Origin of the sequence: Psychromonas arctica (genome assembly GCF_036697365.1) — a bacterium.
GTDB lineage: Bacteria > Pseudomonadota > Gammaproteobacteria > Enterobacterales > Psychromonadaceae > Psychromonas > Psychromonas arctica_A.
Window position 1 is genome coordinate 1 of sequence record NZ_JBAHZA010000026.1, and the last position, 19,189, is coordinate 19,189.

General features: G+C 37.8%; 14 protein-coding genes. 8 read left to right on the forward strand and 6 right to left on the reverse strand.

All coding sequences use genetic code 11. The annotated features are described in order from the left end of the window. Nucleotides 1-256: 256 nt before the first annotated feature. The gene (locus tag V5290_RS16835; RefSeq protein ID WP_333388552.1) at nucleotides 257-1,411 is read right to left on the reverse strand and encodes a PilT/PilU family type 4a pilus ATPase; all 1,155 of its coding nucleotides are present in this window, start codon (nucleotides 1,409-1,411) and stop codon (nucleotides 257-259) included. A 568-nt stretch (nucleotides 1,412-1,979) separates the two neighbouring features. Here V5290_RS16835 and V5290_RS16840 point away from each other — a divergent pair. From V5290_RS16840 to V5290_RS16855, 4 genes are all read left to right on the forward strand, one after another. Then, complete coding sequence (locus tag V5290_RS16840) at nucleotides 1,980-2,243, forward strand: DUF4212 domain-containing protein (protein ID WP_333388514.1); 264 nt, start codon at nucleotides 1,980-1,982, stop codon at nucleotides 2,241-2,243. A gap of 15 nt (nucleotides 2,244-2,258) precedes the next feature. Further along, entirely contained in the window at nucleotides 2,259-3,977 is a 1,719-nt protein-coding gene (locus tag V5290_RS16845; RefSeq protein WP_333388517.1) for a sodium:solute symporter family protein, read from the forward strand. Nucleotides 3,978-4,115: 138 nt separating this feature from the next. Beyond that, the gene (locus tag V5290_RS16850; protein WP_333388520.1) at nucleotides 4,116-5,960 is read left to right on the forward strand and encodes a DUF294 nucleotidyltransferase-like domain-containing protein; all 1,845 of its coding nucleotides are present in this window, start codon (nucleotides 4,116-4,118) and stop codon (nucleotides 5,958-5,960) included. Next, entirely contained in the window at nucleotides 5,960-6,655 is a 696-nt protein-coding gene (locus tag V5290_RS16855) for an exonuclease domain-containing protein (RefSeq protein ID WP_333388522.1), read from the forward strand. The genes V5290_RS16850 and V5290_RS16855 overlap by 1 nt, the downstream gene beginning before the upstream one ends. 68 nt (nucleotides 6,656-6,723) lie before the next feature. Here the strand turns inward: V5290_RS16855 and glnS are convergent, their stop codons facing one another. Both glnS and nagE read right to left on the reverse strand, forming a co-directional pair. Next, on the reverse strand, nucleotides 6,724-8,385 hold the full coding sequence (glnS, locus tag V5290_RS16860; protein ID WP_333388525.1) for a glutamine--tRNA ligase: 1,662 nt from the start codon (nucleotides 8,383-8,385) through the stop codon (nucleotides 6,724-6,726). 273 nt (nucleotides 8,386-8,658) lie between these two features. Further along, complete coding sequence (nagE, locus tag V5290_RS16865) at nucleotides 8,659-10,125, reverse strand: N-acetylglucosamine-specific PTS transporter subunit IIBC (protein ID WP_333388528.1); 1,467 nt, start codon at nucleotides 10,123-10,125, stop codon at nucleotides 8,659-8,661. A gap of 259 nt (nucleotides 10,126-10,384) precedes the next feature. Between nagE and nagB the strand changes: the two genes are divergently transcribed. From nagB to V5290_RS16880, 3 genes are read left to right on the forward strand one after another with little or no spacing between them, the layout of a single operon-like run. Next, nucleotides 10,385-11,185, forward strand: coding sequence for a glucosamine-6-phosphate deaminase (gene nagB / locus V5290_RS16870; protein WP_333388531.1), 801 nt, complete (start codon nucleotides 10,385-10,387; stop codon nucleotides 11,183-11,185). A 24-nt stretch (nucleotides 11,186-11,209) separates the two neighbouring features. Next, nucleotides 11,210-12,346, forward strand: coding sequence for an N-acetylglucosamine-6-phosphate deacetylase (gene nagA / locus V5290_RS16875; RefSeq protein ID WP_333388534.1), 1,137 nt, complete (start codon nucleotides 11,210-11,212; stop codon nucleotides 12,344-12,346). Between the two features lie 28 nt (nucleotides 12,347-12,374). Then, nucleotides 12,375-13,607 (forward strand): ROK family transcriptional regulator, encoded by a 1,233-nt coding sequence (locus V5290_RS16880; RefSeq protein ID WP_333388537.1) that lies wholly within the window; start codon nucleotides 12,375-12,377, stop codon nucleotides 13,605-13,607. 90 nt (nucleotides 13,608-13,697) lie between these two features. On the opposite strand, the gene clpB is transcribed toward V5290_RS16880, so the two are convergent. The 3 genes from clpB to rluD form a co-directional block, all read right to left on the reverse strand. Continuing rightward, nucleotides 13,698-16,268 carry an ATP-dependent chaperone ClpB gene (clpB, locus tag V5290_RS16885; protein WP_333388540.1) on the reverse strand — a complete coding sequence of 857 codons (2,571 nt, stop codon included), beginning with the start codon at nucleotides 16,266-16,268 and terminating at the stop codon, nucleotides 13,698-13,700. A gap of 142 nt (nucleotides 16,269-16,410) precedes the next feature. After that, the gene (pgeF, locus tag V5290_RS16890; RefSeq protein WP_333388543.1) at nucleotides 16,411-17,154 is read right to left on the reverse strand and encodes a peptidoglycan editing factor PgeF; all 744 of its coding nucleotides are present in this window, start codon (nucleotides 17,152-17,154) and stop codon (nucleotides 16,411-16,413) included. An 8-nt stretch (nucleotides 17,155-17,162) separates the two neighbouring features. After that, entirely contained in the window at nucleotides 17,163-18,146 is a 984-nt protein-coding gene (gene rluD, locus V5290_RS16895) for a 23S rRNA pseudouridine(1911/1915/1917) synthase RluD (RefSeq protein WP_333388546.1), read from the reverse strand. 161 nt (nucleotides 18,147-18,307) lie between these two features. Here rluD and V5290_RS16900 point away from each other — a divergent pair, with 161 nt between their 5' ends. Further along, a complete protein-coding gene (locus tag V5290_RS16900; RefSeq protein ID WP_333388549.1) occupies nucleotides 18,308-19,099 on the forward strand; it encodes an outer membrane protein assembly factor BamD in 792 nt (263 codons plus the stop codon). The last annotated feature ends 90 nt before the right edge of the window (nucleotides 19,100-19,189 follow it).

Sequence of the window (19,189 nt, forward strand, 5' to 3'; positions counted from 1 at the left end):
AGTGGTAGTTCAGTTGGTTAGAATACCGGCCTGTCACGCCGGGGGTCGCGGGTTCGAGTCCCGTCCACTCCGCCAACAGTGTATAAACGTTTGCCTTTCAAAGTTATGACTCCCTCTTTACATTTCCTTTTATTTTAATAATAAATACTATTATCCCAATACTCTTAATAACTATCGTCTTATTAATTAGAGAAAATACAGTAGATAAAAAAGCGCCGAAGCGCTTAATGTTTTTATAATTGAATTAAAATAAGCGCTACGAGTAGGTTAGATCGTTAATATCCCCTAGCTCTTTTGGCTCTAAGCTCAAGCTGCTCTTATTTTTAGGTTTCACTTCAGGCTCAACAAAGTTCCCCTTATCAAGTTTAAACTTAAGTGCTAAGTTGGTAGGAGAGTCAGAGTTTTTAATTGCTTCTTGCTCACTAATTAAACCTTCCTTCACTAAATCAAATAAAGCGCTGTCAAAAGTTTGCATACCTAAGCCTTTAGACTTTTCCATCACTTCCTTTAAACTTTCAAACTGTCCGCGCTTAATCATGTCTCGAATAGTTAATGTTCCCATCATGACTTCAATTGCAGCACAACGCTTACCATCAACAGTCGGTATTAAACGTTGAGAAACAAAGGCTCTTAAATTATTACCTAAATCCATTAATAACTGTGCACGCCTTTCTTCAGTAAAAAAGTTAATAATACGATCAATCGCTTGGTTAGCGTTATTCGCATGCAAAGTAGACAGTACTAAGTGACCTGTTTCAGAAAAGGCTAATGCATGTTCCATAGTTTCTGTATCACGTATTTCACCGATTAAAATAACGTCAGGTGCTTGCCTTAACGTATTTTTAAGAGCGGCATGAAAGCTTCGCGTATCAACCCCTACTTCTCTTTGATTAATAATACTTTTTTTATGGCGATGGACAAACTCAACGGGATCTTCAATGGTAACGATATGCCCAGATGAGTTTTCATTGCGGTGATCAATCAAAGCGGCAAGTGATGTAGATTTACCTGAGCCCGTGGCTCCAACAAACAGTATTAAACCATTTTTATCCATTACTACTTTCTTTAGTATTTCAGGTAACCTTAAATCTGCAAACTTAGGAATATTAATTTTAATGTTACGCACAACGATAGAAACGTCATTCCGCTGTTTAAACACATTAACCCTAAATCGTCCTATTCCGCCGATAGAAATCGCTAAATTCATTTCTAAAGTATGCTCAAATTCTTCAATCTGTTCTTGATCCATAATGTCGTAAGCTATCGCCTTAACATCACCAGGCTTAAAAAGAACATCACTTAAGGGAATTAATTTCCCTTGAAACTTAGCTGAAGGTGGCGCCCCTGTCGCTAAATAAAGATCAGAACCATCTTGCTCTGATAATTGACTTAACATTTTATTAAATTCCATCATTTTACACCCACTTTAAATATTCCATTATTATATTTTTTATACCGTCATAAATTACCACTATTTATATAGTTACAATTTACTACCAATAGTTCCATGCTGCCATGTAAATGAGTAATAAATTATCTGTAAATGATAAGCCATTGACAAAATATAAAAATAGCTGATAAATAGAATTTAAGATCATAAAAACAGCATAAAAATTCTTATTTATTCGATTTTCATATCTATTTTAAAAAAGTGATTTAGCCTTTAAATCAATTAAATACTTTTTATTAATAAATAATCTTAGCTCACAAAAATAATTGAATAGATAGCTATTGTGATTCACTGCTCATTTTTTATTCAAGAAAACATGATCTAGCTCTTCATCCCTCCATAGATAAACTAAAAAATTAACATACTATTAACAGCGATTTGACGAAATAGAAGATTTTTTCTTTAGCAATACAGTTAAGTGCTTCAAAGTGAATGCTTATTTTTTGGCTTTAAAAATGATTATTTTAAATACAAAAATTAACCTTTTTCTTGAAGCCTTTTCTGACTAATAACATTAAGGAGAATAATAGTGAGTTTTGAAAATGAAGAAAAAGCAAAGGGGTATTGGAATGAAAATCTCAAATTAGTAATTAAGCTATTAGCTGTTTGGGCTTTTGTCTCATTTGGCTGTGGTGTATTACTCGTTGATATATTAAATGAATTTAGCTTTATGGGATTTAAATTAGGATTTTGGTTTGCTCAGCAAGGTTCGATCTATGTTTTTTTACTCTTAATTTTTGTTTATGTAAAAAAATCAAATGCGCTTGACAAAAAATATGGTGTTGACGAATAACAAGGAGTAACAAGAATGGATGTTCAAACATTAACCTATATCGTGGTTGGGGTAACCTTTGCTATTTATATCGGCATTGCAATTAAATCCCGAGCTGGCTCAACAAAAGAATTCTATGTCGCAGGTGGCGGTGTTCCGCCCGTTTTAAATGGCATGGCTACCGCTGCAGACTGGATGTCAGCAGCTTCGTTTATATCACTTGCTGGTATTGTCTCATTTGTTGGTTATGACGGAAGTGTATACATAATGGGCTGGACTGGCGGTTATGTATTACTCGCTTTACTCATGGTTCCTTACCTTCGCAAATTTGGTAAGTTTACCGTGCCAGATTTCATTGGAGACCGTTACTACTCACAATCAGCACGTACTGTAGCTGTGATCTGTGCAATCTTTATTAGTTTTACCTATATCGCAGGTCAAATGCGTGGTGTAGGTGTTGTATTTTCACGCTTCCTAGAAGTAGATGTCGATACTGGTGTATATATCGGCATGTGTGTAGTTTTCTTCTATGCAGTGTTAGGCGGAATGAAAGGCATTACTTACACACAAGTAGCACAATACTGTGTGATGATTTTTGCATTCATGGTGCCAGCTGTTTTCCTATCAATCATGATGACAGGCCATATTTTTCCTCAATTAGGTTTTGGTGCTGAATTACTTGATGCGACTGGTAATAGCTCAGGTGTTTATTTACTTGATAAGCTTGATGGACTATCTACAGAGTTAGGGTTTGCACAATATACCCAAGGCTCTAAAGATATGATTGATGTGCTATTTATCACTGGTGCATTAATGTTTGGTACCGCTGGTTTACCACATGTAATTGTACGCTTCTTTACGGTACCGAAAGTAAAAGATGCGCGTAGCTCTGCTGGTTGGACCTTATTGTTTATTGCAATTATGTACACCACTATCCCAGCACTTGCTTCTTTTTCTCGTGTAAATATGATCCAATCAATCAATGGTCCTGAAAGCCAAGGTGTACCACATGCTGAAGCACCTATTTGGATTGAAAACTGGGAAAAAACAGGCTTAATTAAATGGGATGATAAAAATAATGACGGCAAAATGTTCTACTCAAATACTGAAGAAAATGAGATGAATGTTGACCGCGATATTATCGTATTAGCGACACCAGAAATGGCAAACTTACCAGCTTGGGTTATTGCATTAATGGCTGCCGGTGGTTTAGCAGCTGCATTATCAACCTCAGCAGGTTTATTACTGGTTATCTCGACCTCGGTATCCCATGATTTACTGAAAAAGAACTTAATGCCCAATATCTCAGACAAGAAGGAGCTAATGTATGCCCGGTTAGCATCGGCAGCCGGTATTATCATGGCAGGTTACTTTGGTATCAACCCGCCAGGCTTTGTTGCTGCGGTAGTCGCTATCGCCTTTGGTCTAGCCGCCTCCTCTTTATTCCCAGCAATTACTATGGGTATTTTCTCTAGAAAAATGAATAAAGAAGGTGCTATCGCAGGGATGTTAGCAGGCTTATTGTTCACAACGGTTTACATTGTGTACTTTAAATTCATTAACCCCGCAGGGAATATCTCAGAGAACTGGTTATTTGGTATCTCACCAGAAGGGATAGGTATGCTAGGTATGGTTGTTAACTTTGCAGTCGCAATTATTGTTTGCAAAATGACAGCACCAATCCCACAAGCAGTGGTGGATATGGTTGAATCCATCCGTTTCCCTAAAGGAGCAGGTGAAGCACAAGACCATTAGCATAACTTCAATATAAAAGCGCTTCGGCGCTTTTTTTTGCAGCATTTTTTATTAAAAATCACACCAATAAAATAATCAATATAAATGAATAAAGGGAAATAAAACCTAAACACGCTGACATAAGATAGATAGGTAAATATGGATAATAGTGAACTACAGCCCATTTTTGATTTCATGCGCAAGCTAGCGCCCTTTGATACTTTACAAGAACAAACCATTAAACAATGTTGTTCAACATTAACGATTGTTTATTACAGCAAAGCACAAAAGTTAGTGCATGTAGAGACTAACGAGCCTCAACTTTATATTGTAAGAACCGGTGCCTTTGAAGTAAGTACACAACAAGGGGAATTAATTGATCGTGTCGGTGAAGGACAATTTTTTGGTTTCAGCGGCATGCTTTCTGGCGAGAAAGTGGTTAATCAAGTACATATATTAGAAGATGGTTTGGTATATCACCTCCCAGCTAATATGTTTGATCAACTACGCGGTAATTGTTATCAATTTGATCGTTTTTTTAATCGTGCGTTTGCCAAGCGTCTGCGTAACCAAGGCTCCCTTGATCGCAGTGCAATTAACACTGCACGTATCACTAATATTATGTCTAAAGAGCTCACTACTATTCTCCCTGATGCTACTATTCATGAGGCAGCTATATTAATGTCAGATAAGCGACTTTCATCATTGATTGTGGTGGAGCAACAACAACTATGTGGCATATTAACAGACCGTGATTTACGCAGCCGAGTATTAGCTAAAGGGTTAGATGGTGACACCTCAGTGGCATCAGCAATGACTCGAGATCCAACGACTATTGAAGCTAATTCATTAATATTTGAAGCAATGTTAAAGATGAGTGAAAATAACATTCACCATTTACCTGTAATGAGCAATAACAAACCCATTGCGATCGTCACTAGTACAGACTTGATTAGGAGCCAAAGCTCTCAACCTTTACTTTTAATTGGACAAATACAACGCCAATCTAGCTTAGAATCATTAATTCAAGTAAGCCAAAAAATCCCAGATTTACTATATAACTTGATCAGCAGTGATGCTAAAGCGATTGAAATTGGTCGTATTTTAACATCTGTCACCGATGCCTTAACTCGTCGCTTGATTACACTAAAACAGCAGCAATTAGGGCCAGAGCCGATGCACTTTTGTTGGATATCCTTCGGCTCACAAGGACGCCAAGATCAAATGGCCGGTTCAGACCAAGATAATGCCCTAATCCTAGAAAAAGAAACTAATGAAGAAGAAGCCAAGTATTTTAAACAGTTATCTGAGTACGTTTGTAATGCACTAAATGAATGTGGTTTTCCATTTTGTCCAGGCAACATCATGGCGCAAAATCCAGCATGGCAATTAACACTCAATCAATGGTTACAACAATTTTCCAAATGGATCAAAACGCCAGATCCTACTGCACTATTACACGCGTCAATCTTCTTCGATATGCGCCCTATTTGTGGCGAGGTAACTTTATTCGAGCAATTGCAGAAAACTGTATTAAAAAACACCAAAAATAATGATATTTTTATTGCTGCACTCAGCCAAAATGCACTGCAATCAACGCCACCATTGGGTTTCTTCCGTAGTTTTGTTATTGAACGTGATGGCAGAGAAGTAAAGGGCATTGACCTTAAGCATAAAGGTAATGCATTAATTAATGACATTATTAGAATATATGCGCTGTCGGCAGGCATTGATGAAGTCAATACCAGTAAGCGTATCGAAAAACTGATTGCACAATCGGCTATTGATAAAGATATTGCAATGAACCTATTAGATGCTTGGGAATTTATCGCACATAAACGCCTCACTAACCAAGGCCGTCAATTTAATCAGTCTCAAACGGTATCAAACTATATTTTACCTGACAGCCTTTCTTCTTTAGCTAGACACCAACTAAAGGATGCATTTAAAGTAATTTATGAAGCACAAAGCACTATCAAACTTAAATTTCTAAGGCAGTTTTAATGTTCCAAAAATGGTGGTTGAAAAACAAACTTAAACGACTTATTAACGATAATAAGTCAAACGAATCAACTCACCTATTAATACACTATCAATACTTATTAACCCAATTAAATAAACCCGTTTCAGAGGTTAACTTTTTAGTCTTAGATATTGAAATGACCGGGTTAGACTATAAAAAAGATGAGATGGTCAGCATCGGTGTCATTCCTATTATAAAAGGGCAAATACAGCCTAAATATGCACAATATAAGCTATTAAAAATAAAAGGAAGTGTTGGGCAAAGTGCAATCATACATGGGGTTCATGATAGAGACTTAACAACAGCGTTAGAGACTTCGGAAATAATAGAATGGTTGTTACCCAAATGTCAGAACAAAGTATTAGTCGCTCACCATGCATTATTAGATATACAATTTCTCGAACACGCTTTATTAAAAATAGGCATGCCTGTTCATCAACTATTTGCAGTAGATACTTTACAGCTAGAAAAGCAGCGTCTTTTTCGAAAAGAGCAATTTATAAAAACTGGAGAATTAAGATTAAATGCTTGTCGAGAGCGTTATCGCCTACCAATTTATTCCGCTCATAATGCCTTAACCGATGCACTTGCCTGTGCAGAATTGCTACTGGCACAACTTAATAAAATGGGAGGATTAGAAAATATTGAATTACGGGATATTCTTAGAAAGTATTAAAGAATTTTTTAAAAATCTAATAAAAAAGCCTGCATAAAGCAGGCTTTTTGAATCAAAGTTAGTGAGTACTAACCAGCCCACGAATCACGTAAAGCAACGGTACGGTTAAATACTAAGTGTTCAGCACTTGAATCTTTGTTATCAGCACAGAAATAACCTTCACGTTCAAATTGATACGCAACCTCAGGTTGTGCGTCTACCAGGCTATTTTCAACAAAACCATGCTTAACTACTAACGACTCTGGGTATAAGACTGTATGGATGTCTTCAGCAGCTGCAGGGTTTTCTACTGTAAATAAACGATCATAAATACGGAACTCTGCAGGATGATTAGAAGCAGCACTTACCCAATGAATAACACCTTTTGGTTTACGCCCATCTTCAGGGTTTTTACCCAATGTTGTCGGGTCATATGAACAAATGATTTCGGTAATGTTACCTTCTTCATCTTTAACCACTTCTTCTGCTTTAATCATATAAGCATTACGTAGACGCACTTCCTTACCTAATACTAAACGTTTATATTTTTTATTCGCTTCTTCACGGAAATCAGCAGCATCAATGTACAATTCACGAGAGAAAGGAATGGTACGAGTTCCCATACTTTCGTCTTTAGGGTGAGCAGGAGCAATAAGTTGCTCTAGTTTACCTTCTTCATAATTTGAAATAGTGACTTTAACTGGATCAATCACAGCCATTGCACGAGCGCCATTAGCTTCTAAGTTCTCACGAACACAAGCTTCTAAAGAAGCAAGCTCTACCGTATTTTCTTGCTTCGTAACACCAATTCGTTTAGCAAATTCACGTAACGATGCAGCAGGGTATCCACGACGACGCATACCTGAAATAGTCGGCATACGAGGGTCATCCCAACCCGTTACAATATTTTCTTCGATTAGCGCATTTAGTTTACGCTTAGAAGTTAATGTGTACTGTAAGTTTAGGCGTGAAAACTCAATCTGACGTGGTTTACATTCAATACTGATATTAGCAAGTACCCAATCATACAATGGACGATGATCTTCAAACTCTAACGTACATAAACTGTGTGTAATACCTTCAATCGCATCAGAAATACAATGTGTAAAATCGTACATAGGGTAAATGCACCACTTATCGCCAGTTTGGTGGTGGTGTGCAAAACGAATACGGTAAATCACCGGATCACGCATCTTCATATTTGGAGAAGCCATATCAATCTTAGCACGAAGCATCATAGTGCCTTCTTCAAACTCACCTGCTCTCATACGATTAAACAGATCTAAGCTTTCGGCAACAGGGCGATCACGAAACGGGCTATTTTTACCAGGTGAAGTCAAAGTTCCACGATATTCACGCGTCTGTTCTGCATTTAACTCACAGACATAAGCTTTATCATTTTCAATTAACTCTACTGCATAATCAAAAAGCTGTTCAAAGTAATTCGATGAGTAACGCACCTCACCTTCCCATTCAAAACCTAACCAAGACACATCTTTCTCGATTGCAGCAACATAATCTGCATCTTCTTTAACAGGGTTTGTATCGTCGAAGCGAAGGTTGCAGGCAGCATTAGGGTAATCCCCAGCTAAACCAAAGTTTAAACAGATAGATTTTGCGTGGCCAATATGCAAATAACCATTGGGCTCAGGTGGAAAACGTGTATGAATTGTCTGATGTTTACCACTCTCAAGATCGTTTTCAATAATAGTGCGTATAAAATTACTTGGGCGTGTTTCCAATTCGGACATTTTGACCTCTAAAAGACATGATTCATAAAAACAACAATCATCGTATATTCTTAGCTTAACCTCAAGTTAAATAATAGAAATTGACTACTATCAAGGCTATATACGCTGTTATATTAATTACTCTCTCTCTGCGATCTAAGATCATTTTATGAGTACTTAAATTTTAAAATGATATTGTATATTTTAAAAATACAAAAAATGATAAAAAATCGATTAATATTCACAAAAAAGGGCCTAAAAGGCCCCATCTAAAAAATAAAGATAGCCATATGACTATTTTAAAAGCTTCATTCTGTTAGCAATACTTTCTGCTTGAGGACCAATAATAACTTGTAAATTTTTCTCACCTAATTTAACAACTCCCATTGCACCTAAGTTTTTTAAATTGGCTTCTTCAATAATCTCTCGGTTTTTAAGCGTTAAACGTAAACGAGTAATACAAGCGTCAATGACTTCGATATTTTTTATACCACCTAAAGCTGCAATATAATCATTAGCTAATGCATCACCATCTTGCGCTACGTGTGGTTCAGTTTCTGCTGGTAAATCATCACTCTCTTCGCGACCTGGTGTTTTAAGATTTAACCATTTGATTAATCCTAAAAAGACAAAATAGTAAATAGCAAAGAAAGCTACGCCTTGCACTAGTAACATATACCATTGTTTCGCAAGTGGGTTTTGTGAAGAAAGTACCATATCCACTAAACCAGCTGAGAAACCAAAACCAGCAATCCACTCCATATTAGCCGCGATAAATACAGAAATACCAGTTAATACTGCATGTACAACATACAATAACGGCGCAACAAACATAAAAGAGAATTCTAAAGGTTCAGTCACCCCAGTGAAGAAAGAGGCTAAAGCAGCAGCCAACATAATAGAGGCAACTTTTTGTTTATGCTCACTACGAGCTGCAGTATAAATAGCTAATGCAGCGCCTGGTAAACCAAACATCATAATTGGAAAGAAGCCAGCTTGGTACATACCAACTGTCCCTAATGCTGTTTTGCCTTGTTCTGCAAATTTGCTAATCGTTTCCTGACCAGCTAAGAAGTTAGGAATATCATTAATGCCAGCGACATCAAACCAAAAAACTGAGTTTAATGCGTGATGTAAACCAACTGGAATAAGTAATCGATTAAAGAAAGCATAAATACCAGCTCCAATATCTCCCATTTTTGAAATACTTTCACCAAAATGCTGTAACCCAGAAAAGATAATCGGCCAGATAGCCATTAAAATAAATGACACAATGATCATTACAATCGATACGACTATTGGAACTAAACGACGTCCAGAGAAAAATGCTAATGCATTATGTAACTCAACATCAGAGAATTTATTGTATAACTCAGCAGAAATAATGCCGATCAAAATACCTACAAATTGATTTTCTATTTTACCAAATGAAGCATGTGCCACTTCGCCAGTAATTTGCTCAACTGCACCGGGGGACAATAAAGTTGTCACAACTAACCAACCAACTAATCCAGATAATGCCGCAGCGCCATCTTTATCCTTTGACATGCCATACGCAACACCAACTGCAAATAACAATGCCATGTTATCAATTACCGCTGCGCCTGCTTTAATCAAGAAAGCAGCTAAAGGAGAGTCACCGCCCCAACCATTAGGATCAATCCAATAACCAATCCCCATTAAAATGGCAGCGGCAGGTAAGACTGCAACAGGCACCATTAACGCTCTTCCGACTTTTTGCATATATCCTAATATATTCACTGTAACGCTCCTTGATTACTTTTCTTAATTCGCAGCAATTATTATTTACTTTAATTACTCACAAACAACCTATAAAATATCTGAACATGTATCAAAAACAAGCTAAGACTCTAAAGTTTTTCTAAATAGGCGCAAAGTATTTTGAAAACTTATGTGACGAAGATCACTTAAAATCGCACTGGCAATATCAGCCACAAGCTATTACAATTAACTTTATTCGCGACGAGAATTAATTGTTTTTTAATATTTGGAGATTACCATGCGTTTAATTCCACTTAATAGCCCATCACAAGTTGGGCTTTGGTCTGCACGATATATAGCTGATAAAATTAATCAATTTCAACCAACACAAGATCGCCCTTTTATCTTAGGTTTACCGACTGGTGGGACACCATTGGCGACTTACCAGCAATTAATTGCACTTTATCAAGCAGGAGAAGTCAGTTTTAAATATGTTGTGACTTTCAATATGGATGAGTATGTTGGTTTACCTCACTCTCATCCTGAAAGCTATTATAACTTTATGTTTAATAACTTCTTTAATCATGTCGATATTCAGCAAGAGAACATTAATTTGCTCGATGGTCAGGCAACAGACCTCGATGAAGAATGTCATCGTTACGAACAAAAAATAAAAACATACGGTAATATTCATTTATTCATCGGTGGAATGGGAAATGACGGTCATATTGCCTTTAATGAACCAGGCTCATCATTAGCTTCTCGCACTCGAACAAAAACATTAACAACCAATACACGCTTAGCCAATTCACGCTTTTTTGATAATGATATCAATCAGGTACCTAAACAAGCATTAACAATAGGTGTGGCTACTTTATTAGACTCAGAAGAGATTTTAACGCTTGTCACTGGCCACGCTAAAGCGTTAGCATTGCACGCCGCTGTTGAAGGCCCTGTAAACCAGCAATGGACGGTGAGTGCATTACAACTCCATCCTAAAGTAGTGGTGGTATGTGACGCAGATGCCACTATTGAGCTCAAGGTTAAGACTTTAAATTATTTCACAGAAGTAGAAGCAGATAATCTAGATAACCTATAGCCTAATTTAAAGGAGAAATTAAACATGTATGCATTGGTTAATGGCATTATTTATAGCCCTGAATCAGTTCTAACGGATCACGCAGTGATTATTGAAGGGCAATTAATTAATGCGATTGTGCCTGCTGCAGAATTGCCATCAACGTTAACGAAAATAGATCTACAAGGGCAAAATTTAACTGCCGGTTTTATAGATTTACAGCTTAATGGCTGTGGTGGAGTCATGTTTAATGGTGCGGAAAGTGAACAAACACTTTTGACAATGCAGTCTGCAAACCTTAAGTCTGGTACAACCAGCTTCCTCCCAACTTTTATTACCGATAGCGATCAAGGTATCAAGAAAGCCCTTTCTGCAACACGTCAGTATATGCAAACCACCAGCAATGAAGTACTAGGTTTACATTTAGAAGGCCCTTACATCAGCCAAGAAAAAAAAGGGATTCACCCAGCTCAGTGGATACGCCCAGCAGAAACAGAGATGATCAACCTAATTTTTGAAAATGCAGATATTGTTTCACAAATTACTGTTGCCCCAGAAGAAATGCCTCTTCAATTTATCAAACAATTGAATGATGCGGGTATTGTTGTATCACTCGGTCATAGCAACGCAACTTACCAACAAGCGAGTTTAGCAATAGCTCAAGGCGCTAGCTTTGCAACACATCTATTTAATGCAATGTCCCCAATGACAGGAAGAGAACCTGGAGTGGTTGGCGCTGTTTATGATCACCAAATTTATGCAGGCATTATTGTTGACGGTTTTCATGTTGCCTACGAAAATATACGCATATCTAAACGTTTGATGGGTGATAAACTTATCTTAGTCACCGATGCTACCGCGCCAGCAGGTGCAGACATTGAACAGTTTGATTTTGTAGGTACAGAGGTATATTACAAAAATGGAAAATGTGTCGGTAAAGATGGTACTTTAGGTGGCTCAGCGGTTACTATGATCGAATCAATTCAACAATGTGTTGAGCAGGTTGGTATTCCGCTAGATGAGGCCGTTAGAATGGCCAGTTATTACCCTGCTAAAGCAATTTCTGTTGATCACAAACTAGGCAGCATTGTAGCTGGTAAAGTAGCCAATTTAACGATATTTGATCAGCAATTTAATGTAACTGCTACGATTGTTAATGGTAATCATCAATTTACTGCTTAATATATTGATATCTAAAGGAAGAAAATGAATGAATCTCGGGGATGAGGCAAACACACCAAATACTATTGTTAACCTTGATCAGGTAAAACAACTTAATAGTGCAACTATTTATAAAGTCATCGAGCAACATGCCCCTATTTCTCGTGTAAAAATAGCTAAAGTAAGCAGTTTAGCGCCAGCCAGTGTCACTAAGATAACTCGGCAGTTAATGGAAAATGGTTTAATATCTGAGGTCGACTTACAAGTATCAACTGGTGGACGTCGTGCTATTTCTCTTGCTCCTAATGCACATAACATTAATGTCATAGCCATTAAACTAGGTCAAAGTCTGTTATCTATTGCACACTATAAATTATCCGGAGAGAAGCTCCTTAGCAAGCAAATATCTGTACCAGTAGTGACTGAAAGCTCTAGCTTAATAGAGTTTTTTATTTCTGAAATTGCTAAATTCATTACTCAACCAGCCCTCATAAATGAAAAAATCTCAGCTATTTCTATGACTATTTCTGGTTTAGTTAATCCTAAAACAGGCACAGTGATTTACCATTCAACCTCTCCATTAAACAACACTCCTTTAGTGAAAGAAATACAGCAAGCCTTTAATATACCAACGTTTATTGGTAACCATACTCGCTGCTTAGCATTAGCTGAGCACTACTTCGGTGCAACTCGACAATGCCAGGACTCTATTCTAGTCAGTGTTCATCACGGTGTTGGATCCGGTGTTATTATGGAAGGAAAAGTACTGCTAGGTAAAAGCTGTAACATTGGAGAGCTTGGTCATATTCAAATCAACCCTCTCGGTAAGCAGTGTCATTGCGGTAATATTGGTTGTTTAGAAACAGAGGTCAGTGACAATGCTATTTTTGATAAAGTAAAAGCAGCTATAGCGGCAGGTAGCCCTACTTCACTTAGCACTTCAAATTTTACTATTGATGATATCTATTTATCAGCAGCCAACAAAGATCCTCTGTGCCAAGCAATCGTACAACAAGCTGCTACCTATTTAGGTAAAAGTATCGCGATCTTAGTAAACCTATTGAGTCCAGAAAAGATTGTTATTACAGGTAAAATTGTTTTGTCTGGTGACCTTATATTTGACACCATTAAGCAATGTACAGACACTCAAACCTTACCTGACTTTCACCATCAATTATCAGTAATTCCCACTGAGCTAACGCCAGACCTTACATTGGCTGCATTTGCTTTGATTAAACAAGCTATTTACGAAGGCGATCTATTGCAACGAATAAAAGTCTAAAGAAAAAACCTGAACAGTAATGCTCAGGTTTTTATCATTGGCTTCGAGGGTAATGCCAAATACTTCAAATAAGTTTTGATATTGATATAGCTATTGCTCTACAAATACCAATTGGCCATCTTCTACATCGACTAAAATCGGATGGCTAGTACTCAACTCACCTGATAGTATTTTCTGCGCTAAAGCGTTTTCTAGTAGCTGCTGTACCGCCCTTTTTAATGGTCTAGCACCATAAGCAGGATCATAACCGGCTTCTACCAATAATTCTATTGACGCATCATTAAACATCAATTGATACCCTTTTGCTTTCAAGCGTGTTTGTAACGTATGAAGCTGAATCGTCGCAATCGATTTAATGTGTTTTTCACTTAATGGATGGAAAACCACTGTTTCATCAATACGATTTAAAAATTCAGGTTTAAAGTGATTACCTAAAATAGTTAATAACTGATTCTTAACATCATCGTAAGCTGCACGTGGGAATGCATTTTGTATCACTTCAGAGCCAATATTCGAGGTCATAATAATAACGGTATTACGAAAATCGACTGTACGCCCTTTGCCATCAGTCAATCGCCCATCATCTAGTACTTGTAACAGAATATTAAATACATCTGGATGTGCTTTTTCTATTTCATCTAATAAAATGACTGAATAAGGTTTACGTCTTACTGCTTCTGTTAGATACCCACCCTCGTCATAACCTACGTAACCTGGAGGAGCACCAACTAAGCGAGATACCGCATGTTTTTCCATAAACTCTGACATATCGATACGTACCATATTATCAACACTATCGAATAGAAAACTTGCTAATGCCTTACATGACTCAGTTTTACCAACACCCGTTGGGCCCAGAAATAAGAAGGAGCCTATTGGACGATTAGGATCGCTTAACCCTGCGCGGCTTCGACGAATTGCATTAGAAACAGCCTCAATCGCTTCGTTTTGTCCGACCACCTGTGAATGCAGGTGTTTTTCCATTTTTAATAGTTTATCTCGTTCACCTTCTAACATTTTAGACACTGGAATACCCGTCCAATGCGCTAAGATATCAGCAATCTCATTCTCAGTGACAGAATGTTTTAACAACGTCATTTCTTGCATTTCAGCTTGAGAAGCAAGATCTAACTGTTTCTCTAAATCTGGAATACGACCATATTGCAATTCAGACATACGGGTTAAATCTGCCGCCCTGCTTGCAACTTCAAGATCTAAACGCGCTTGCTCTAAAGCTTGTTTAATATTTTGAGTTCCTGATAAAGCGGCTTTTTCAGTTTTCCAGACTTCATCAAGTTCTTTATATTCTTTACCTTTACTTTTAAGGGTTTGGTCTAAATCACTCAAGCGTTGCAAACTTGCTTCATCGGTCGCATTTTGTAGCGACTTTTGCTCTACGGTTAACTGAATGATCTTACGGCCTAGTTTATCTAAATGCTCTGGCTTAGAGTCCATTTGTAAACGAATACTAGACGCAGCTTCATCGATTAAATCAATGGCTTTATCAGGTAATTGGCGGTCAGAAATATAACGATGTGACAAAGTCGCCGCCGCAACAATAGCAGGATCAGTTATTTGCACTTTATGATGTAACTCATAGCGCTCTTTCAACCCACGTAAGATAGCGATGGTATCTTCGACAGTAGGCTCGTCTACTTGCACCTTTTGGAAGCGGCGCTCTAATGCAGCATCTTTTTCAATATATTGACGGTACTCATCTAAGGTCGTTGCGCCAACACAATGCAGTTCACCACGCGCTAAAGCTGGTTTCAGCATATTGCTAGCATCCATCGCACCATCGCCTTTACCGGCGCCGACCATGGTATGTAACTCATCAATAAACAGGATCACTTGACCCTCTTCTTTGGCAAGTTCAGCTAATACCCCTTTTAGGCGCTCTTCAAACTCACCACGGTACTTAGCGCCTGCAATTAGTGACCCCATATCTAATGAAAGAACACGTTTATTCTTGAGACCTTCAGGTACTTCGCCATTAATAATACGTTGTGCAAGCCCTTCTACTATCGCAGTTTTACCTACGCCTGGTTCACCAATGATCACTGGATTATTTTTGGTACGGCGCTGTAAAACTTGTACCATACGACGTACTTCATCATCACGTCCAATCACAGGATCGAGTTTACCTGCCGCAGCACGTTCAGTGAGATCTATGGTGTACTTATCTAATACTTTTTCAGGACCATCGATATCATCAACATGCTGACCTTGACGAATTTTCTTTAATGATTCTTCGACTTTTTGCTTAGTTAAGCCAAGCTCGTTAAGCATTTTTCCTAACTCACCTTTATCCTCACATACTGCGACCAGAAACAGTTCAGAAGAGATGAATTTATCTTTGGCTTTCTGTGCATATTTATCACATAAATTAAAGGTAATACCCAGCTGACTTGATAGCTGCACATCCCCTCCTATACCTGATACTTTAGGCAATTTATCAAGCATAGTTGATAGTTGTGAGCGCAATAGATTTATATTAATTTCAAGATCAGACAAGATACCACGGATTGCCCCACCGTCTTGATTTAACATGGCTAACAGGACATGTGTGGCCTCAATATATTGATGGTCACGACCTAGAGCAATAGACTGAGCATCAGCTAATGCTAATTGAAATTTACTGGTTAATTTATCTAAACGCATCTTAATTCTCCCAACAAAGATTACTCTTTATAAATGGGTATAAAAATTATAAATTCAAGGTAGGTTAAAAAATAAATTGCCTACTTTGCAAGCAGGTATTGTTACCGATACACCTAAGGTAGCGTTAGCCAAAAGAAAACAGTTAACGTAAATAGATAAATGTTGCTAAACGACCTGTTTGACCATCACGACGGTAGGAATAAAATAAATGAGAATAACTATAAGTACATAATGGAGTTGCACTGATATTTATACCTGTAAAAGAGGCTAAACGCAGTCTTGCTAAAGCGTGTAAATCAGCGAACCATTTACCAGGCGTACCTGCAGTGAAAGCTTGAATAGCTAATGAATTATGTTCAATGAATAAAGTCCGAACTTCATCTCCGACCTCAAAAGCACTAGGCCCAATACAAGGCCCTAACCACACTAATAACTGTTGGTTAGGTATGTCTAACTCTTTACTAATCTCAGTGATAGTATTCTCTATGATGCCATCATATAAACCACGCCAACCAGCATGGATTGCAGCAACAAAAGAACCTTGTTGATCAGTCACCAAGACAGGTAAACAATCTGCTGTCATTACCACACAAGTACGATCTGTAGAAGTTGTCCAACTTGCATCAGCATTAATACCTAGTTCGGTTGAGGCAGATACTTTGATCAACCTATTACTATGAGTTTGATTTAACCAACAAAAATCGCCAGCACCTTGTGCCTGATCACTCAACAATTTTCGATTACCCATCACTGCATGAGGATCATCTTGTACATGCAAACCTAAGTTCAGCCCTTCATATTGTTGCTCACTTACCCCACCTAAACGCGTGGTAGAATAAGCATGAACATGTTCAGGTGCATCCCAATTAGGTTTAATTAATTGCATAGTAATATTTAGTAATCTTGAGATTGATTTTCATGTGCAATAGCATCAGCACGTAACGCGGCAGCTAATACTTTAAAATCTTCAGGTGGTTCTGCATGCCACTCCATCTCTTCACCTGTAATAGGGTGATCTAAACGAAGCATCGTTGCATGTAATGCTTGGCGTCTGAAACCACGTAGTGCATTACTTAACTCCTCTGAAGCACCTTTTGGTGGACGAGGACGACCGCCATAGACAGGGTCACCTGCTAGTACATGGCTAATAGACATCATATGTACACGAATTTGGTGAGTACGGCCTGTTTCTAAGCGTAAACGTAAACGAGTATGGGCACGGTATTTTTCTGAAATACGGTAGTGCGTAATCGCTTCTTTACCTGCAGTGTGGTTCACTGCCATTTTAGTACGATGTACTTTATCTCGACCAATCGGCGCATCAACCTTACCACCAGCAGTAAAGCAACCTGAAGCAATAGCATCGTATTCACGGGTCATTTGACGTGCTTGCAAACTAGTCACTAAATGCGTTTGAGCAGGTACTGTTTTAGCGACTACCATCAACCCTGAAGTTTCTTTATCTAAACGATGAACAATACCCGCACGTGGTACTTCAGCGATACTTGGGTAATGATATAACAACGCATTTAATAATGTACCGCTAGCATTACCTGCACCAGGGTGAACAACTAACCCTGCTGGTTTGTTAATAACTAGAATATCTTCATCTTCATAAACGATATCGATTTCAATTTTCTGCGCAACAAAAGTCACTTCATCTTTTAATTCTGCATTAACCTCTAATACTTGTCCGGTAAATACTTTTTCACGTGGTGTAGATGAGACTGTGCCATCGATTTGTACCAAACCAGCTAAAATCCACTCTTTAATACGAGAGCGTGAATAGTCAGGAAAAAGTGCTGCAACCGCTTGGTCTAATCGAAGTCCTAACTGTTCATCTGTTACTTCTGCAGTTAGGTGTATTGCTTGGCTCATAATGTTCTCTTCTTATAATATTGCGCTGTAATAATGTATTTTTTTAAAAAGTATATCGTTTAACAACCTAATCTTGTCACATTTTGTCTTTTTTTACTTTTATTTCGTTCAACGATAGCTGATACTGTTACTTTTTAATATTGGCCGACATTATAACACTTATGAATAAAATCCTTAGACTAATAACGACCAGTTTTTTCATTGCCATTTTTATTGCGGGCTGTTCTTCGAAAAAAAATACTAAACCGAAGGTAGCTGACAAGCCACCAGTGGCATTATACCAGGATGCATCTAATGCATTAGAGTCAGCTAACTTTGAAAAAGCAGCTGAAATTTTAGAAGCGCTAGACAGCCGCTATCCATTTGGTCCTCATTCTGAGCAAGTGCAATTAGATCTTATTTATACTTACTATAAACAAGGTGATATGGCACTTGCACTGGCAAATATAGATAAATTTATTCGCTTAAATCCAACTCATAAAGATTTGGATTATGTCTATTATATGCGTGGTTTAACTAACCTCACTGTAGATGAGCAGTTTTTCCAAAATCTATTTGGTGTAGATCGTTTCAACCGAGATCAAAGTTATTCACAACGTGCTTTTAAAGACTTTAACCGTATTTTGAAAAGCTACCCAAATAGTGAATACGCTAAAGATGCACGCCAACGTATGGTTTACCTAAAAGATAGAGTCGCACGCTACGAAGTGGCTGTTGCTGAGTGGTATATCAAACGTGAAGCTTATATTGCAGCCATCAATCGAAGTAAAATAGTACTTAATAACTACCCTGATACAGAATCTGTGAAAGATGCGTTAGAGATTATGATAGAAGCTTATGAAGAACTAGGCTTAGAAGAGCCTAAGAAAAATGCATTAGCTATTTTAGCCCTAAACTATCCTGATAATAAGATAGTAAAGCGTGGTGGTAGCTTAAAACTATTTGATTGGTGATCTCTTACTTTAATGTCCCGTCCTGATATAGGTTGACAGTATTTTAATTAAAACGCCTGGTGTACTTCATCGGGCGTTTTATATTTTAAG